Below are 14,669 nucleotides of genomic sequence, written 5' to 3' on the forward strand. Positions count from 1 at the left end.
GGGACTAGGCAATGTCATCATGTTTTAGTGAGCAATAGGTCGTGGTGCGGTTTCGGCCATCGGATTTCGATTTATACAGAGCCTCATCTGCTTTGCTAATGTTGCTGTCAACATCGAGGTAGTGTTGATACACGGAAACACCGAAACTGGCCGTTGAACTGATGGTGGTTTGTTCATGGGTAATTCTACTATCCGAATAGCGTGTACGTACTTTTTCTGCCAGTTGATAGGCCTGCTCGATTCCCAAGTTAGGCGCAAAGATGAGAAATTCTTCGCCACCATAGCGAGAAATGATGGCGTTATTTGTATTAATTGAGTCACTTAGAACGGATGCAAACTCCTTAATCACATTGTCTCCTGCTTCGTGACCATGAGTGTCATTGATATTTTTGAAGTGATCGATGTCCGCTAGAATAATGGAGGCCGTTTGATTCGCTTCTTTCTTGTGATTAACCAAAAAGCTGGAAATACTATCGAACAACGCCCTACGATTATAGAGATTTGTCATTGGATCTTTTGTTGCAAGCTCCTCTAAATAAGCGTTACTGTCCATTAAATAGCTGGTTAAAATAAAAATACTGATTCCACTTAAAAATGCTGGTAATGGTATGATCTCTAACAACATTTTATTTTCAATATAATATTTGATATCAGAGTAATGACTGGCGGAGGTGATATCCACTGCCATGAAACAAAGATAGCCGATAAGAGTAATAATAAAGCCATAGTCAGAGTTATTTGGCCCAGACTCTCTTCGAAATAGCGCCAGAATACAAATGGAAAAATTTAAAGCGAGGAAAATGAAATTGAGGGTATCGACGGTTTGATCAATGACGAGCAGCAGCAGATAGACAGAAGAAAGTAGATACGTCAGTTTTTCCAGTTTGACTGATTTACAACGAATGCAGATACCGATTGTTAAGGCGGCAACACAAGCACCTAATATGGTATCCAATATGACCAAACTGCTTGGATTATCACTGGCGGAGATACTAGAGATAGTAAACAGTAAAAACGCCGATAGAACATAAAACAACACATAAAACGGCTTAGCTTTTCGTTTGTTGTTGGATTCGTTGATGAGTAATGAAGAAAATACTCCAAAAATTGCGACCATCATACTGGTGACAGACAGTGCGTACTGAGGGGTCATTAATATCTACCTAACTTGTTGTGTATTTTATGTTGTTTGTTTTTGTTATACATCCAAAATAACATACATGTTTCATAGTATATGTTATTCATTTTCATGGCGAATTGCTCGCTCACAGAAAACAAAATGTTACCAAAACATTTCAAATTTATTGACGGATTTATGATTTTTAATATTTCTATAATTAAAATTTAATACTTTGCCTATCGCACTTTGCTTATGCTCATGTATACTGCGCCCGAACCCATATCACACTAAAGGATTGAATATGATAGGCTTTCGTACGCTGTTTCCTATAGCTGCAAGCGTCGTTCTTTTACCTACTTTTTCTTACGCTGAGACACCAGTTAGCTTTTCTTGCCCAACCGATAACAGTGTATTTACATCTATTCCAAGCATACAGGGCACAGGCAAGATAAGCCCATATGCGACAATTCCAACCAGTTATGGATACATCAGCCCTGACTATGTTTATGTTAAAGCAACCGTTAGTCAGATCGGCCAAAGTTTGAATAAAGGCTTCTATTTACTGGATACTAAAGGCGATGGAAACCCGAATACCTCGGATGGCATCTTTGTTTATCTTAAGGATGTTCAGTCGAAATACCCTTCATTAAAACCCGGCGCAACAGTTTGTCTGCAGGCCAAAGTTGAAGATTACTATGGCAGCACTCAGCTTGATTTGGATTATCCAACGCCAAAGCTCACTGTAGTTAGCCAAGGAGAGGTGCCAAAGCCCTACCACTTTAGGGTAGAGCCGAATGAGACGTTAGACCATGCTTTGCGTCGTTATGAAGGCATGCCAATCATTCTTGATAGAGAAAGTGATCTGAAGGTTACATGTAATTTTAGCTATGACTATGATCGTTACAGAAACAACCTTGTACTTTCATATCAAGCCCCACTAATGATGCCAACGCAGCTTTATCCGGCAGGCTCTGAGCAAGCTGAGGCATTGCAAAAAGCCAATGCGTCGAATCGTCTTGTGGTTGAATCAGATTATAAGGCTAAAGCAGGTGTATTGCCGTGGCTTCCCGATTGGGACGCGTCGGAAGGTTATATTCGTATTGGTGATATGCCGATAAACTTGCAAGGTATGGTAGCGTATAACTTTGATAAATATCGTTTGATCGTCCCTGAAGCTGACACGATCTCTATCGGCGATTTGGTTCGAACATCAGAGAATGATCGACAAGCGGCACCACAACGTGCCAAAGGGACAGATGTGAGAATCGGTAGTTTCAACGTATTGAACTTCTTCACCAGCAACCCATCCATTGGGGGAGCACTCAACATTACCTGCGATGGCGTGTATAGCGATAGCTGCAATAGGGGAGCGAAGAGTGCTTCTGATTTTGCTATGCAACGAGCCAAGATAGTTTCAGCGATTACTCAGCTCAATGCAGATGTGTTGGCGCTGATGGAGTTAGAAAATAACGGATATGGTGATACCTCATCGATTGCCAACTTAGTCAATGCATTAAACAAGGATGAGCCCTACGACAAACGCTACCAATATATTGTATTGCCTAAGCGTAAGCTAACCGATGGAAAGTATTTTGGAACGGATGCGATCAGTGTAGGGATAATTTACCGCCCTCATGTATTAAGACCTGTTGGATCGGCAAAAATTATTACTATGCCTAACCAGCAATATACGGATAGCGAAGGGCAAAGTAAGTCTGCTCACCAGAGAAATTCGTTAATGCAGACCTTTAAATTAAGAGGTCAGCGTGGCAAATTTACTTTGGTGGCTAACCACTTAAAATCAAAAGGGTCAGGTTGTCTTGAAGACACTTACAGCTCAGAAGAGAACGTTCAGGGGCATTGTAATGATTTCCGAGTCAGCGCTGCGAAAGTGCTAGGAGATCGCGTGAGTAAAATGCGCGGCAATGTGTTGCTTGTGGGTGATTTCAACTCTTACGCACAAGAAGATCCAATTCGAGTGTTAACCAATTACCAGCCACACTCTGGCGAGCGCCCAATTATGTCGGCATCCAAAACTTACATTGGTGACAAATTGTATGAAGAAAAAGGCAGCGAAGTTACACACAGCTACGGGTTCGTTGATCTGAATGCAAAGCAAAATGGCGCGGCTGCAATCTCATACAGTTATAACGGAGAGCAAGGAACGTTGGATTACGCATTAGCCAACAAGCGGATGGAGAAACATGTGCTTCAAGTCGCTGATTGGCACATTAACTCGTATGAAAGTGAGTTTTTTGAGTACGGCAGCAAATATACCGGAGACTTGCAAAAATATCCGAACCCTTTCAGTGCTTCAGATCATGACCCAGTCATCATTGATGTAAAGTTTGCGAAGAAACATCATCATAAGCACTAGAAAAGTTTGATATAACGATTAAAAAATAATCATATTGTTGACAACACTGCCCTTGCAATATACTGTATAAAAACACAGTATATTGCGGAGGGCATTTTATGTTGTGGGATACACTTGAGCGAGTCAATAAATTAAGAAAGCAGGCCATCACTGATCCGGAGTTTGTTGAGTCTGCAAAGAAGCATGAAACCGCAGTGAAAGAGCAGGTGAATAGAACCGATAGTGAATATGTGCGAGAAAGAAAAGAGCGTCGTCGTAAAGCGTTTGCACAAGCATATCAAAGTGCTAACTTTGAGCTGTATCCCACGGGACGAAAGCATTAATTTTACCTTGCTCTGTCATCAAATATATTCAAGCTATTAATCTATGCGCAGTTTTAATGACATAAAATGGAAGTGTAGATGTTGAAATATTTGTTAGCAGTGAGTGCCTTATTGTTTTCCCAATTGGTTTTAGCCAATACCAATTGTATTGTCACAAGCTATCAAGCCGTGGATCAGCAATCGCCGAGTACCACTGTGGTTAAGGGGGAAGGCAAGAACCAAGAGGTCGTGGTGACACAAAGACCACCATTAAGGTGCGCTATGGTAGAGTTTCATACCGAGTATTATCAACCTAGAGTGGCAAATGCGATGAAAGGTAACTTCATTGCTACTTACGTTAATGGCAAAGAAGTGAGTGCCAGACGATTGTCTTTTCCTGGCGATCAAGTTAAGACGGGTTATATTGACATTGGGCCTGAAAATCCAGCCAAAGCCTATGTTTGTTTTACCCAGTCTCATGTACCCATTGAATCGGTTGAATGTACTTTAAGACCGTGATCTAAACTCACCTTGCTAGAGAGTGATCTCTTAGCTGGCTCCGACATTGGACAGTAGACTTATTTATTCGTAACTCTCAAGAATTTTTTTCAACTGTCCATTTGCTCTCAATTTTGCAAAACCCTCGTTTAGTATGGCTTTAAGCTGTTGTGCATTTTTGTAGTTTTTAGAAATGAGCATGTAGTTTTTATCTTTTGGAGCGTCTGGAATACTTTTCGTGATGAGTACGCCTTGCGCTAGATAGTCGATACCTTGTTCAATTTTAAAACCTATCATGATTTCATAGTCGGTAAGAAAGACAGCGCAGCGTCCAGCAATTGTCTTTTTCACCAATTGATCAAACGATGTTGCAGTGCGGTCAATGCTGCTGCTATTGACCCCAATCCCATCATAGTTGAAGCCATGCACGCCACATAAATGGTAGTTTTCCAGATCTTTCGCGTTAGATATTTCCAATCCATTTGGAAACAGTTTTTGTGAATAGACATAAACAGGCGTGAGCGAATAATATTCATCGGTTAAGATAAAACTTTGACTACGCTCTTCACTGTAGGTTGCACTGACTGCCGCATCAAATAAACCGATCTTTGTCCCTTCGACGCACCGTTTCCAACTCGGCATAGCCACTGAAAATTCGATGTTCTTGGGTTTTAATATTGCGTTTAGGACATCAATATCATAACCCACGACCTTATCGCCTTTTTTAAAGGTATAGGGCGGCCAACCGCCTCCATCACCACAGAATTTAACCGGACCTTCAAGTGGTTCGGAAGCGAGGGTCATTGCTGAAAATAGCAGCACCAAACAAAGTAGCGGCACTTTAACTCGAATGTTCATAGTGAGCTCGGGGTATAATTGTTACTTATCTGAGTATATTCCAATTTCAAAAATCTGCTGTGTATACCCAGGTTACTTCAAGATGTAGAATTCAGAGCGATGTGAATGGTTGATACGCAATATTTGTCAGGGCCAAAAGGGGCTAATTTCCAATAAATTCAGCGACGATATTGTCATAAGTGCCATCTTTTATCATTTCTTGAAATACACGATCAAACTGATCCCTTATTTTCTGGTGTTGATTTATTTTTGAAAACGCGATGTAGCTAGGCGTAGATTGAATAGAAGAGGCAAGTGTATGAATATAGGGTAAAGCCGATTCCGATTTTGCGATGGCCAATCCTCCAAAATGATTGTTGATCCAGATATCAACCCTTTTTCTCAGGAGTAAGTTCATGCATTGTCGTGCCGATCTTGTTTCGGTCATCTTTGTGATCAGTCCTGATTTGACGGCTTCATCAAATATCTTACCGTAGCTTACGCCAATCTCTACGCAAAAAATATACTCACTTAACTCCTTGAGTTCGCCATTGAAAGCGATGTCTTGGTTGGCGTTGGTAAACAAGGCAATGTTTTGATCAAACAAAACCAATTGGCTATAGTCGGCAAAAGCAAGCCGCTCCGGTGTTTTGAAAATGGTATAGATGGCATCTGCTTTGCCTGTTTTTAGATAGTGTATTGACCGTGCCCACGGCAGTATTTGAATTTCTATTGGCTGATTGAGACGACGAAACACCTCTTCAACCACTCGAGTTGCAATTCCATCAACCTTGCCGTTGTTATTGTAGATATAGGGAGGGTAATCGAGCGTGACGAGCTGAAGTGTCTTTGCACTGGCATTCAATGTCGCTAAACATAAGACTACCATCCATATAAGTAGGTTAGATTTGACTAACAATGCCATTTCGCTCTATTCACTGTGATTCTCTAAATATAGAGCGAGAGAGTATGATTCGCGAGTTGTGTATAAAGATAGCAACGCTCTTTACTCTCATTCAAAGCAGTGTACCATGTGGCGCAAAATTCTATGGTATAGGCATAATTATGAGAGCGTTTGTGGTTCGGGCAAGGGCAGCATCAACGAATAAAGATACTTTCTTATCTTCTGTTGGCGAAGATGCACATGTAGAAATTCTGGCTCATGTGTTAATGAACGCAGTATTTACTGCTCAATCGCATCGCAATGATGTCGAAGTGTATCTTGTTTTAGAAAGTACGCAGGACTTTTCTCGAACCATTCATTTTCAATCTGAGCAACTTGTCGATATTGGTGGGTTCCATGAACAGGCACTGATTAACAAAATTGCTTTTGCATTGGAAAAGTCGACGGGCATGGGTAAAGAGCATCTACGGATCGTTGAGCCAGGCATCAACGTCGAGACAACCAGTTTTGAGAAGTTGGTGCAACGCCTATCCGAACAATATCAACTCTACTTATTGGATAAAAAAGGCTCAGATGTGAGGGAGGTTAATCTCTCGGAGAACTCTTGTTTCTTGCTCACTGATCATATTCCGATGCCAAAAAAATCTTGGAATAGCCTTAAACGGTTAAACACAGAAAAAATAAGCTTAGGCCCTAAGATGTTGTTTGCATCTCAATGCATTACGTTAATTAACAATGAGTTGGACATACAAGGCTTATAGGTGTATCTACTGGCCCCCTACTTTAGCCTATATCTACATTGAAATTATCTGGCATGACCTGAGTTTCAGGTCATCTCCCCCCATTGTGTCCGTCGTCAGCCTGATAATTCTATTTTTACTTCCTAGTTATCTCTAAGTTTTGTAAGTCGTTTTTTCATCTATACTTGATCAATGGATATAACCATAAAAACAATAATAAAAGGCTACACGTTTAGTTGGATTGCGACTCTTAACTTCAATCCTGATTGCCTGAAATGAAGGCATAACATCAAGCGCTAATAATTGAGTCCTCAAGGAACGCTTACTATGCAAAAAGCACAAGTTTTGATAGTCGACGACGAGCAAGATATTTTGAAATCTCTTACTCGTATATTGCGTCAACAATATGATGTGACGACCTTTACTTCAGGGCAAGAGGCGTTGGATCACCTGCAAGATAATCCTATAGATGTCATCATTTCAGATATGCGTATGCCTGAAATGGATGGTGCAGAGTTCTTAACCAAAGCGAAAGATGTGTGCCCGGATGCCATACGACTCCTATTGACTGGATATAGCGATATGGAGTCAACAATTCGCGCCGTCAATGAAGGGGGGATATACAGTTATCTATCTAAGCCTTGGGATAACGAGGAACTGAAATTAACCGTTGCCAAAGTGCTAGAGGTGTTGGAGCTTAGGAAGGAAAAAAAACGCCTGACAGAGGAACTAACGCAAAAAAATGCTCAATTGTCGCAGTGGAATGAATCTCTAGAAGAAAAGGTGAAGCAGCGAACCGAGATCATCCAAAAAGCGAATAAAAAGCTAGAGAAGCTATTGGTTAGTCGTAGCCAAACATTCCGGGATATCCTTGCGGCTTTATCTGCCATCATCCAGCAAGCAACGGGACGCCCTCAGCAACAAGTGGAGCGAATTGCGGAATATTCAAAACTCATCGCAATAAAAATGGAGCTGTCAGAGAAAGAAGTTTCACATTGTTACCTAGCGAGCTTACTTCATGAAATAGGATTTATTGGCGCAGAAGTAGAAAAGGAGCCTGAGAAGATCGATGAGCCGCAAACAGACGATGTGGCCATTTGTTTAGCGCCTGATGCAAATGCAGAGCTAGGGGTTAAAATTATCAGTAAAATACACAGATTTGCTCCTTTAATCGATATTATTCGCTATCAAGATGAAAACTTCGATGGGACAGGTGGACCTGAACATTTAGCCGGAACTGATATACCGATAGGGGCGCGTATTTTACGTGTTACCAAAAACTATGACTTTTTTGTATCGAACCCGTCCAATACCGCGCGTTTACGGCCAACAAGTGCACGGGCCTACCTTAAGCAACATACTAAGGTATTTTACGACCCCAAAGTTGTGGACGCTTTTCTTAAAGTGCTTGAGAAAGATGTTATCGAGTCTGAGATCGACACGTGTGTGGGTTTAGATGAGTTGAAAATAGGTGCGGTGCTCAAGCAAGACGTCTATCACCCAAATGGTCAATTAATGATTACGGCTGGTCAGGAAATTAATGCCACCATTCTAAATCGCTTGAAGCATATCGAAGAAGCCGTTGAAGTGCCTATTGCCGTCTACGTATAGTTGGCGTTATTTGGTGCAGGCCGAAATAATCAAGGACAAGCTCCATAGCCTGCCCGAGATGCCATTCATACAAACTGTCTTAGTGGCCAGAAGACAGCAGTTCAGGATTAGTAATTAAATTCCGAACACTGTGTGCATGATCTTCGTCAAAGTCGTTACTTTGTAGCCATTTATCGACAGAAGCAATGTTAAGTTTTGCAACGCGAGGGCGAACGCTCCATGTTACCTGAAGTGGTGAAGCAATTTCATTATAACTTGAGCCAGTTGTAGAGCCTGCGTACTCGACGGGTGTTCCAGTATTGTTGAGTATGTTGATAGCTTGGTAGTAGCCATCTTTTTGGGCATATTCAGTTAACCTAACAAAGTCTAAAGCGTTCGCGTCGTTGACTAGGACAAATACTTGGGTTTCTACTCGCAGCTGAGGGTTTGCTAAAGACTCCGACAGACACGCACCGAGAGTGGGTGCAGGTTTGACATTCGCCGTTGAGTGAACATAGTGAACCTCTATAGTATCGCCTGATTGAAGTTCGCTACCTTCAGATTCAAAAGGGCTTAGTTCGTCTTGAGTTAGGCTACCATTGTAGACATAGCCCGTATAGTAACCCTTACCATCACCGTTGCCAGCGTACGTGGTAAATTCGCCGCCTTTGTGTTCTGCGTTTTTGTGAAAGTGAATGTTGCACAAGTTCATATGGGTGTACGCAGGAGCTATACCAAATTTGAGATTGTTTTCACCGTTTAAGTCATCGATGTCTCTAGGTGATTGGGGCCCATAGCCTTTATCTTTGATGTATTCCGCTAATGTTGCCCGTTGTTTGGCAATTACACTGTCGGTAACGTGCTCCTCAAGCGCTAGAGCCGACGAACTTAGTAAGGCAAGAGATGCAATAAATCCTTCTATTTTCATACGAGGTATCCTTATCAGTCGTTCCAATTCATACCCTGTCTATCTCGCTACAACTCACATCTTGAGGTGACTGGGATATAGTTTTTATATATTAAATTCAATGATTAAGTAATAATGAAAGTGTATAAATTTAATACAGTAGACAAATTAAAACTGCACTTTATAACGTGGTGTAGGGTAATCAAACCTGTGCTACTAAATCATACGCGAGCAAGTGAATTATGGATCCATTAACACAAGGTGCGCTTGGCGCTGCTTTGTCACAATCGGTGAGTAAAAAGAAGCACTTGGTCATTGCAGGGGCTTTTGGGTTACTCGCTGGAATGGCAGCAGATTTGGATACGCTCATTCGGTCACAGAGCGACCCATTACTGTATTTGGAATTCCACCGACAGTTTTCACATTCTCTGTTCTTCATTCCTATCGGTAGTTTCATTTGCGCTGTGGTCTTGTATCAATTGATAGGAAAACAGCGTGGGCTCTCTTTTAAACAAAGTTGGCTATATAGCGCTCTAGGCTATAGCACACATGCGTTGTTGGATGCATGCACATCTTATGGCACGCAGCTGCTGTGGCCGCTATCTAACGAGCGTTATGCTTGGAATAACATATCGGTGATTGATCCGGTGTTTACACTGCCTATATTGATATTGCTCGTCTTTGCAACATGGCGGAGAAATGCTTGGTATGCTCGGGTTACATTTCTGTGGATATTCATTTATCTGACAATTGGGGTAATACAGCGGGAGAGGGCAGAAGCTGCTGGCTGGCACTTAGCTAAGGAAAGAAAACACACACCGATTCAACTCGAAGTCAAACCAAGCTTTGCCAATATTTTGCTCTGGAAAGTGGTTTATGCCTCTGACGATTATTACTATGTAGACGCTGTCCGGTTAGGCACATCAGTTAAAATCTATCCTGGAGAATCTATCGTAAAGTTAGATGTTAGTAGGGATTACCCTTCGCTTGATCCGAATTCACAACAAGCTAAAGATATTGAACGTTTCCGTCAGTTTTCCAATGGTTTTATAGCGAAAGATCCAAACGATGAACTGCGTATTATGGATGTGAGATATTCGGTAGTACCAAATCAGATAAAAGCACTTTGGAGTATCAAGCTATCACCATCAGCGGCAATAGATAGCCACGTCGAATACACCACGCATCGCGACAATACCCCCGCCTCCAGGCAACGCTTTTTTGATATGCTATTTGATTTTTGATGGGCTCGTCATAAAACGAATTCTTTGAATGAGATTTGTGTAAGGAATAGCCTCCTTTCGCCACTGCAGCTCACATTGTAATCTGCTAGTGATTAATTTCCGTAAGCATATGTATCTTTTTAGTATCAAGGTTTCCGATAGACTGTTAACATTTCCGGCGAGTATGTATATGACTCTCATATTTTTAATTTTTTATATTAGTAGCGCCTTTTTTTGCTGGCCCACTATCGTTTTCTAACGATAGTGGGCTTTTTTATTTGGGAATACAGAGCAGGCTGTAACCAACGATAGAATGTCTAATTGAAGTAAAAATGTTCGTGTTCACCAACAGCGTTACTTCTCATGTTACTTGCCACACTCAGATAGTGAAGCACGATCGATTTGAGCTGTTCTGAGTCCCATGGTTTAGGGATAAAGTGGTGAATATGAGCTTCATTAATGCATTCGATGACCGATGCAATATCAGCGTATCCTGACATGGTAATCCTAATGACTTGAGGGTGAAACTTCCTTACTTGCGTAAGGAACTCCGAGCCCGACATATCTGGCATTCTTTGGTCTGAAACTACCACGTGTACTGGCTGCTCATCGAGCAAGCTTAACCCCTCCGCTGCATTCAAGGCCGTCATCACCTTGCACCCTTCGTTGTAAAATAAACGGGTGATAGACTTTAGGATGGATATTTCATCATCTACAAATAACACTGTGCCGTTTGGCATATCTTATCTCCAAGAATGTTAGCCTCGGACACAACTATGCGCCCACTTTTTCCTCGTTAGCCATGCAATTTTCAACGGGCAGAGTGACTTTAAAAGTACTGCCTTGTCCTACGACACTGCTGACAGTGATCTCCCCTCCATGTTTGTTGATAATTGCTTGGCAAATAGACAGCCCAAGCCCTGTCCCTTTCCCCACTTTTTTCGTTGTATAAAAAGGGTCAAATAGCTTTAACTTTTCTTTATTATCAATGCCTGTTCCGTTGTCCGACACTTCAATTACGACGAATTCTTCCTGCACAGAAGTGGAAATTTTTATCTCGCCATCGTCATGTTCGATGGCATCATACGCGTTGATGATCAGGTTCATGATGACTTGGCTGATTTCACTTGGTTTGCAGTCGATGCTTGGTAGTGCAGACAGTTCTTTTTTGACCTGACATTTGTATTTAATTTGATTAGCCAACAACCGTAAAGAGGTCTCGATGACGTCATGATTAATATCCACCGAGTGGTATGTCTGTTCATCAACTCGGGAGAAACTTTTTAAGTCTTTTACAATATTTTGTATTCGAGTGATTCCTTCTAACGATTCAAAGGTAAGGTCACTCATATCTGTGACAATATAGTTTAAATCCACTCTTTCTTTTAGATCGGCTATCTCTAAAAGCGTCGGGTTTTCAGGTTGCAGCCGTGCCATATGAGTTTCTAGTCCACCGTATAAGAGGAAGGCTGACTTAATCGATTCAGTATATTGAATAAGCAATTCGATATTACTTTTTACAAAGCTGGTTGGGTTGTTAATCTCGTGTGCAACGCCTGCAGCTAACTGGCCTACTGAAGCGAGCTTTTCAGAATGAACCAGCATTTGTTGTTGCTTAAGCGTTTGCTCGTTAAGGGAGGTTAGAGAGTTGTTTGCTGTGGTTAATGCCTTCTCTCTTCTTTCAATCTTTTCAGCCATTAAGGTGAAGTTCGTGGCTAAATCGTGAATTTCCTGAATACGTTCCGATTTGTGATTTGTGGGGATGGATTCTCCGGCAGCCAGCTTTTTAGTCAGTTTACGCAATTGCTGTAAAGGCTGTACAAAATAGGCTTTCCCGAGCCAACGCGACAAGATAATCATAACGAGTAACACCACAACTAGATAAAGAGTAAAATTGGTGATTACTGACATCTGCGCTTGTTTGAGAGCACTTTGATCACTGCGATATATCAAGGAAAATGCGCCATTTAGAAGAGATATATTGCTATACGGGCTCTCAATGTTAGGGCCAAATCTCAGTAAGGTTTTCCCGTGTTCTTGCAATTGAATTTGATACTCATTTTTGAATCTTGATAGGCCAAGGTACCGCGAAACTAGAGAGGTAGGTATTTCAGCAGAAAGGAAGCCTTCAACTAAATGATTGTATACAACAGGAACAACCAGTAACCAGTGTGCGCCGCTCTGCGCATCATTGTTTTGGCACACATCCACATTAATCTGACTCGGTTTGCCCTCGGCAGCTTGAACTAGGTTCTTATTGATAGGTAGGCAGTGAGACGTTGGCTTAGTGGAATAAATTAGGTCTCCGTTTAAATCTAGTAAGTGAAATGGGACACTTTCACCTAGCAGAGAAAGGCCATTGAGCAGGTCGCTTGAATTCGCCAGCCCAGAAGATGGCTGCATAACACCTTGAATCAGAATAGGGAATTTTGCATAACCTTCCAAAACCGTCTTTCTTAAGGTTAAGTAGTTACTAATATCATTTGCTAAGGCATTCATTTGTTGAGAAATGAACTTTTCCTGATGTTCTTCGAATAATTCATGAACTTTCAGTACCATTAAGCTACCTAGGCTAAGGCCCAAGGCTGCAATACAGATGAGCATATAAACACTGAAGGCCAATTCAATTTTTAATCTAAATGGTGCGGCGACTTTTCGAGCCTTATTTGTCTTTGACAATGACAATACGATTCTCCTTGTCGTAGCGAGCCATGACGAGATCTTCAAGGCCTAAGGCTTCGTGTGCATCCATTGCTTGTTGAGAGAAAGGCGTAAATGGAGTCTGGTAAGTCTTGACGAGTCCGTTTACAGGCTGAGTAATATTCTCTAATGCAATACGAAGATTTTTTCGATCTTGTTTTATATTGCCAGTTAACTCGACGTTACTTATTGCGGCAAGTAAGAGACGGGTGAGATCATAAGCATGGATAAACCCGGTGGGGGCCGTAATATCAGCCGCGCTTCTGATTTCGTCGGGGTAGAGTTTTTTGGCACGAGCTAACACTTGATTAGAAAGCTCTGTTGGTGGTGATGAAACGAACGAGAATTTGGTTTGCAAAAACTTTAGATCGAGACGCTCTCGCATTGTCGGTGTGATTTGTTGGGGGAAATCTCCACCTGTGATACCCCAGTGACTGCGAATCGGTAACGGCTTTGTATAACTAGGCTCTTGGGTTAACTCTAACATGGCACGGGCGAACACTTTTCCTTCTGTGGCATTGGCGACCAGCAATACAACGTCAGCGCCTGAGGCATAGATATTACGGAGCATAATTTTTGCGCCAGTCTCCCCAACCCCCCAGTTAAACCACTGAACTCCAACAGGAGTGATCCCTTTTTCTCCTAAAGACTTGGTCATGGTTTTGTAGTTAGATTTCCCCCAGCCAGTGTTTTCGAGTAACAGGTAAGGCTTGTTGAAACCTTCAGATAACGTATGCCTAGAGATCACGTGACCGGCCTTGCTGTCGTCAACGGAAAGTCGAAAAACCCAGTTTTCACTCGATGGATATCGAGTAATGGGGCCTGCTGCAGCCCAAGGATCTAGCACCAGTACTTGGTTACTATGGATATATTTTAAGTTCTCGAGCAACGGAGGGGAGTGTAAGCCGCTATACACCACCAAGGCATTGTCATCGGCAATGTACTCTTTTAAGTGACGCTTACTTCTGACTGAGCTGCCATTGTGATCGCGTATAAGGACCTCAATAGCCCGGCCTTGAACTTGATTATTGACTTCATCGAGAGCAACGCGAATACCGCGTTCAATGGACAGTCCGGATGCTTTCGCGCCAGTTCGGTCGGCATCAAGATAGATGTGAATCTTTTCCTCGGCATGGATCACTTGTACTGTGCCGATGAATAAGAACCAGACAACAAAAATCTTTATCCACTTTTCCATATGTTTTGTCTCCTCTAGCGGCATAGTGTTAGCCGCTTTATTTGCACTGCAGAAAACGAAAACGATATTTTTCTGCATTAGCAAAAGAATAGGTGTAAATAAAATATTTGTTACTAATGGAGTTTTGTTTTATGACCATTTGAAGAATATTGAGCAGTCGGTCGAGGTTTTTATCGCAGTTTACATATGGTCAAATTGTTCTGCCTGCGTTTCGTATTGGGCATAGTAAGTTAATTCAGGTTAATTAAGGTTAATTCATTCTGTTTAGACGCA

At 41.8% G+C, this 14,669-nt stretch carries 13 protein-coding genes; 6 read left to right on the top strand and 7 right to left on the bottom strand.

All coding sequences use genetic code 11. The annotated features are described in order from the left end of the window. Positions 1-4 precede the first annotated feature (4 nt). Positions 5-1,153 carry a GGDEF domain-containing protein gene (locus tag M9194_RS07050; RefSeq protein ID WP_250611921.1) on the bottom strand — a complete coding sequence of 383 codons (1,149 nt, stop codon included), beginning with the start codon at positions 1,151-1,153 and terminating at the stop codon, positions 5-7. A gap of 268 nt (positions 1,154-1,421) precedes the next feature. On the opposite strand from M9194_RS07050, the gene M9194_RS07055 reads away from it, so the two are divergent. The 3 genes from M9194_RS07055 to M9194_RS07065 all read left to right on the top strand — a co-directional run bounded on the left by M9194_RS07055 (position 1,422) and on the right by M9194_RS07065 (position 4,318). Further along, positions 1,422-3,497 carry an ExeM/NucH family extracellular endonuclease gene (locus tag M9194_RS07055; protein ID WP_250611922.1) on the top strand — a complete coding sequence of 692 codons (2,076 nt, stop codon included), beginning with the start codon at positions 1,422-1,424 and terminating at the stop codon, positions 3,495-3,497. 98 nt (positions 3,498-3,595) lie between these two features. After that, the gene (locus M9194_RS07060) at positions 3,596-3,820 is read left to right on the top strand and encodes a hypothetical protein (RefSeq protein ID WP_250611923.1); all 225 of its coding nucleotides are present in this window, start codon (positions 3,596-3,598) and stop codon (positions 3,818-3,820) included. Between the two features lie 78 nt (positions 3,821-3,898). Beyond that, positions 3,899-4,318, top strand: coding sequence for a hypothetical protein (locus M9194_RS07065; RefSeq protein ID WP_250611924.1), 420 nt, complete (start codon positions 3,899-3,901; stop codon positions 4,316-4,318). A 63-nt stretch (positions 4,319-4,381) separates the two neighbouring features. Here M9194_RS07065 and M9194_RS07070 read toward each other — a convergent pair whose 3' ends face one another. Beyond that, positions 4,382-5,155: a substrate-binding periplasmic protein gene (locus M9194_RS07070; RefSeq protein WP_250611925.1), complete on the bottom strand. Its 774-nt coding sequence runs from the start codon at positions 5,153-5,155 to the stop codon at positions 4,382-4,384. A gap of 142 nt (positions 5,156-5,297) precedes the next feature. Continuing rightward, positions 5,298-6,059, bottom strand: a complete 762-nt coding sequence (locus tag M9194_RS07075; RefSeq protein ID WP_250611926.1) for a substrate-binding periplasmic protein — start codon at positions 6,057-6,059, stop codon at positions 5,298-5,300. A gap of 140 nt (positions 6,060-6,199) precedes the next feature. Between M9194_RS07075 and trmY the strand changes: the two genes are divergently transcribed. After that, on the top strand, positions 6,200-6,799 hold the full coding sequence (gene trmY / locus M9194_RS07080; protein ID WP_250611927.1) for a tRNA (pseudouridine(54)-N(1))-methyltransferase TrmY: 600 nt from the start codon (positions 6,200-6,202) through the stop codon (positions 6,797-6,799). Between the two features lie 306 nt (positions 6,800-7,105). Next, positions 7,106-8,389: a response regulator c-di-GMP phosphodiesterase, NosR family gene (gene nosR, locus M9194_RS07085; protein WP_250611928.1), complete on the top strand. Its 1,284-nt coding sequence runs from the start codon at positions 7,106-7,108 to the stop codon at positions 8,387-8,389. Positions 8,390-8,468: 79 nt separating this feature from the next. Here nosR and M9194_RS07090 read toward each other — a convergent pair whose 3' ends face one another. Beyond that, the gene (locus M9194_RS07090) at positions 8,469-9,296 is read right to left on the bottom strand and encodes a delta-class carbonic anhydrase (RefSeq protein ID WP_250611929.1); all 828 of its coding nucleotides are present in this window, start codon (positions 9,294-9,296) and stop codon (positions 8,469-8,471) included. Positions 9,297-9,517: 221 nt separating this feature from the next. Between M9194_RS07090 and M9194_RS07095 the strand changes: the two genes are divergently transcribed. Continuing rightward, positions 9,518-10,519 carry a metal-dependent hydrolase gene (locus tag M9194_RS07095; RefSeq protein ID WP_250611930.1) on the top strand — a complete coding sequence of 334 codons (1,002 nt, stop codon included), beginning with the start codon at positions 9,518-9,520 and terminating at the stop codon, positions 10,517-10,519. Between the two features lie 296 nt (positions 10,520-10,815). On the opposite strand, the gene M9194_RS07100 is transcribed toward M9194_RS07095, so the two are convergent. From M9194_RS07100 to M9194_RS07115, 3 genes are read right to left on the bottom strand one after another with little or no spacing between them, the layout of a single operon-like run. Beyond that, positions 10,816-11,238, bottom strand: coding sequence for a response regulator (locus M9194_RS07100; protein ID WP_250611931.1), 423 nt, complete (start codon positions 11,236-11,238; stop codon positions 10,816-10,818). A gap of 34 nt (positions 11,239-11,272) precedes the next feature. Then, positions 11,273-13,177 (bottom strand): sensor histidine kinase, encoded by a 1,905-nt coding sequence (locus M9194_RS21665; RefSeq protein ID WP_284676532.1) that lies wholly within the window; start codon positions 13,175-13,177, stop codon positions 11,273-11,275. Beyond that, positions 13,161-14,396 carry an ABC transporter substrate-binding protein gene (locus M9194_RS07115; protein ID WP_250611932.1) on the bottom strand — a complete coding sequence of 412 codons (1,236 nt, stop codon included), beginning with the start codon at positions 14,394-14,396 and terminating at the stop codon, positions 13,161-13,163. Before M9194_RS07115 ends, M9194_RS21665 begins: the two co-directional genes overlap by 17 nt. Positions 14,397-14,669: the final 273 nt, after the last annotated feature.

Source organism: Vibrio sinus (assembly GCF_023634645.1).
GTDB classification, from domain to species: Bacteria; Pseudomonadota; Gammaproteobacteria; order Enterobacterales; family Vibrionaceae; genus Vibrio; species Vibrio sinus.

What these genes read in the sequence shown, in the direction of transcription:
- M9194_RS07050 (WP_250611921.1), bottom strand. Translation starts at nt 1,153, where the DNA reads ATGACCCCTCAGTACGCACTGTCTGTCACCAGTATGATGGTCGCAATT.
- M9194_RS07055 (WP_250611922.1), top strand. Translation starts at nt 1,422, where the DNA reads ATGATAGGCTTTCGTACGCTGTTTCCTATAGCTGCAAGCGTCGTTCTT.
- M9194_RS07060 (WP_250611923.1), top strand. Translation starts at nt 3,596, where the DNA reads ATGTTGTGGGATACACTTGAGCGAGTCAATAAATTAAGAAAGCAGGCC.
- M9194_RS07065 (WP_250611924.1), top strand. Translation starts at nt 3,899, where the DNA reads ATGTTGAAATATTTGTTAGCAGTGAGTGCCTTATTGTTTTCCCAATTG.
- M9194_RS07070 (WP_250611925.1), bottom strand. Translation starts at nt 5,155, where the DNA reads ATGAACATTCGAGTTAAAGTGCCGCTACTTTGTTTGGTGCTGCTATTT.
- M9194_RS07075 (WP_250611926.1), bottom strand. Translation starts at nt 6,059, where the DNA reads ATGGCATTGTTAGTCAAATCTAACCTACTTATATGGATGGTAGTCTTA.
- trmY (WP_250611927.1), top strand. Translation starts at nt 6,200, where the DNA reads ATGAGAGCGTTTGTGGTTCGGGCAAGGGCAGCATCAACGAATAAAGAT.
- nosR (WP_250611928.1), top strand. Translation starts at nt 7,106, where the DNA reads ATGCAAAAAGCACAAGTTTTGATAGTCGACGACGAGCAAGATATTTTG.
- M9194_RS07090 (WP_250611929.1), bottom strand. Translation starts at nt 9,296, where the DNA reads ATGAAAATAGAAGGATTTATTGCATCTCTTGCCTTACTAAGTTCGTCG.
- M9194_RS07095 (WP_250611930.1), top strand. Translation starts at nt 9,518, where the DNA reads ATGGATCCATTAACACAAGGTGCGCTTGGCGCTGCTTTGTCACAATCG.
- M9194_RS07100 (WP_250611931.1), bottom strand. Translation starts at nt 11,238, where the DNA reads ATGCCAAACGGCACAGTGTTATTTGTAGATGATGAAATATCCATCCTA.
- M9194_RS07115 (WP_250611932.1), bottom strand. Translation starts at nt 14,396, where the DNA reads ATGGAAAAGTGGATAAAGATTTTTGTTGTCTGGTTCTTATTCATCGGC.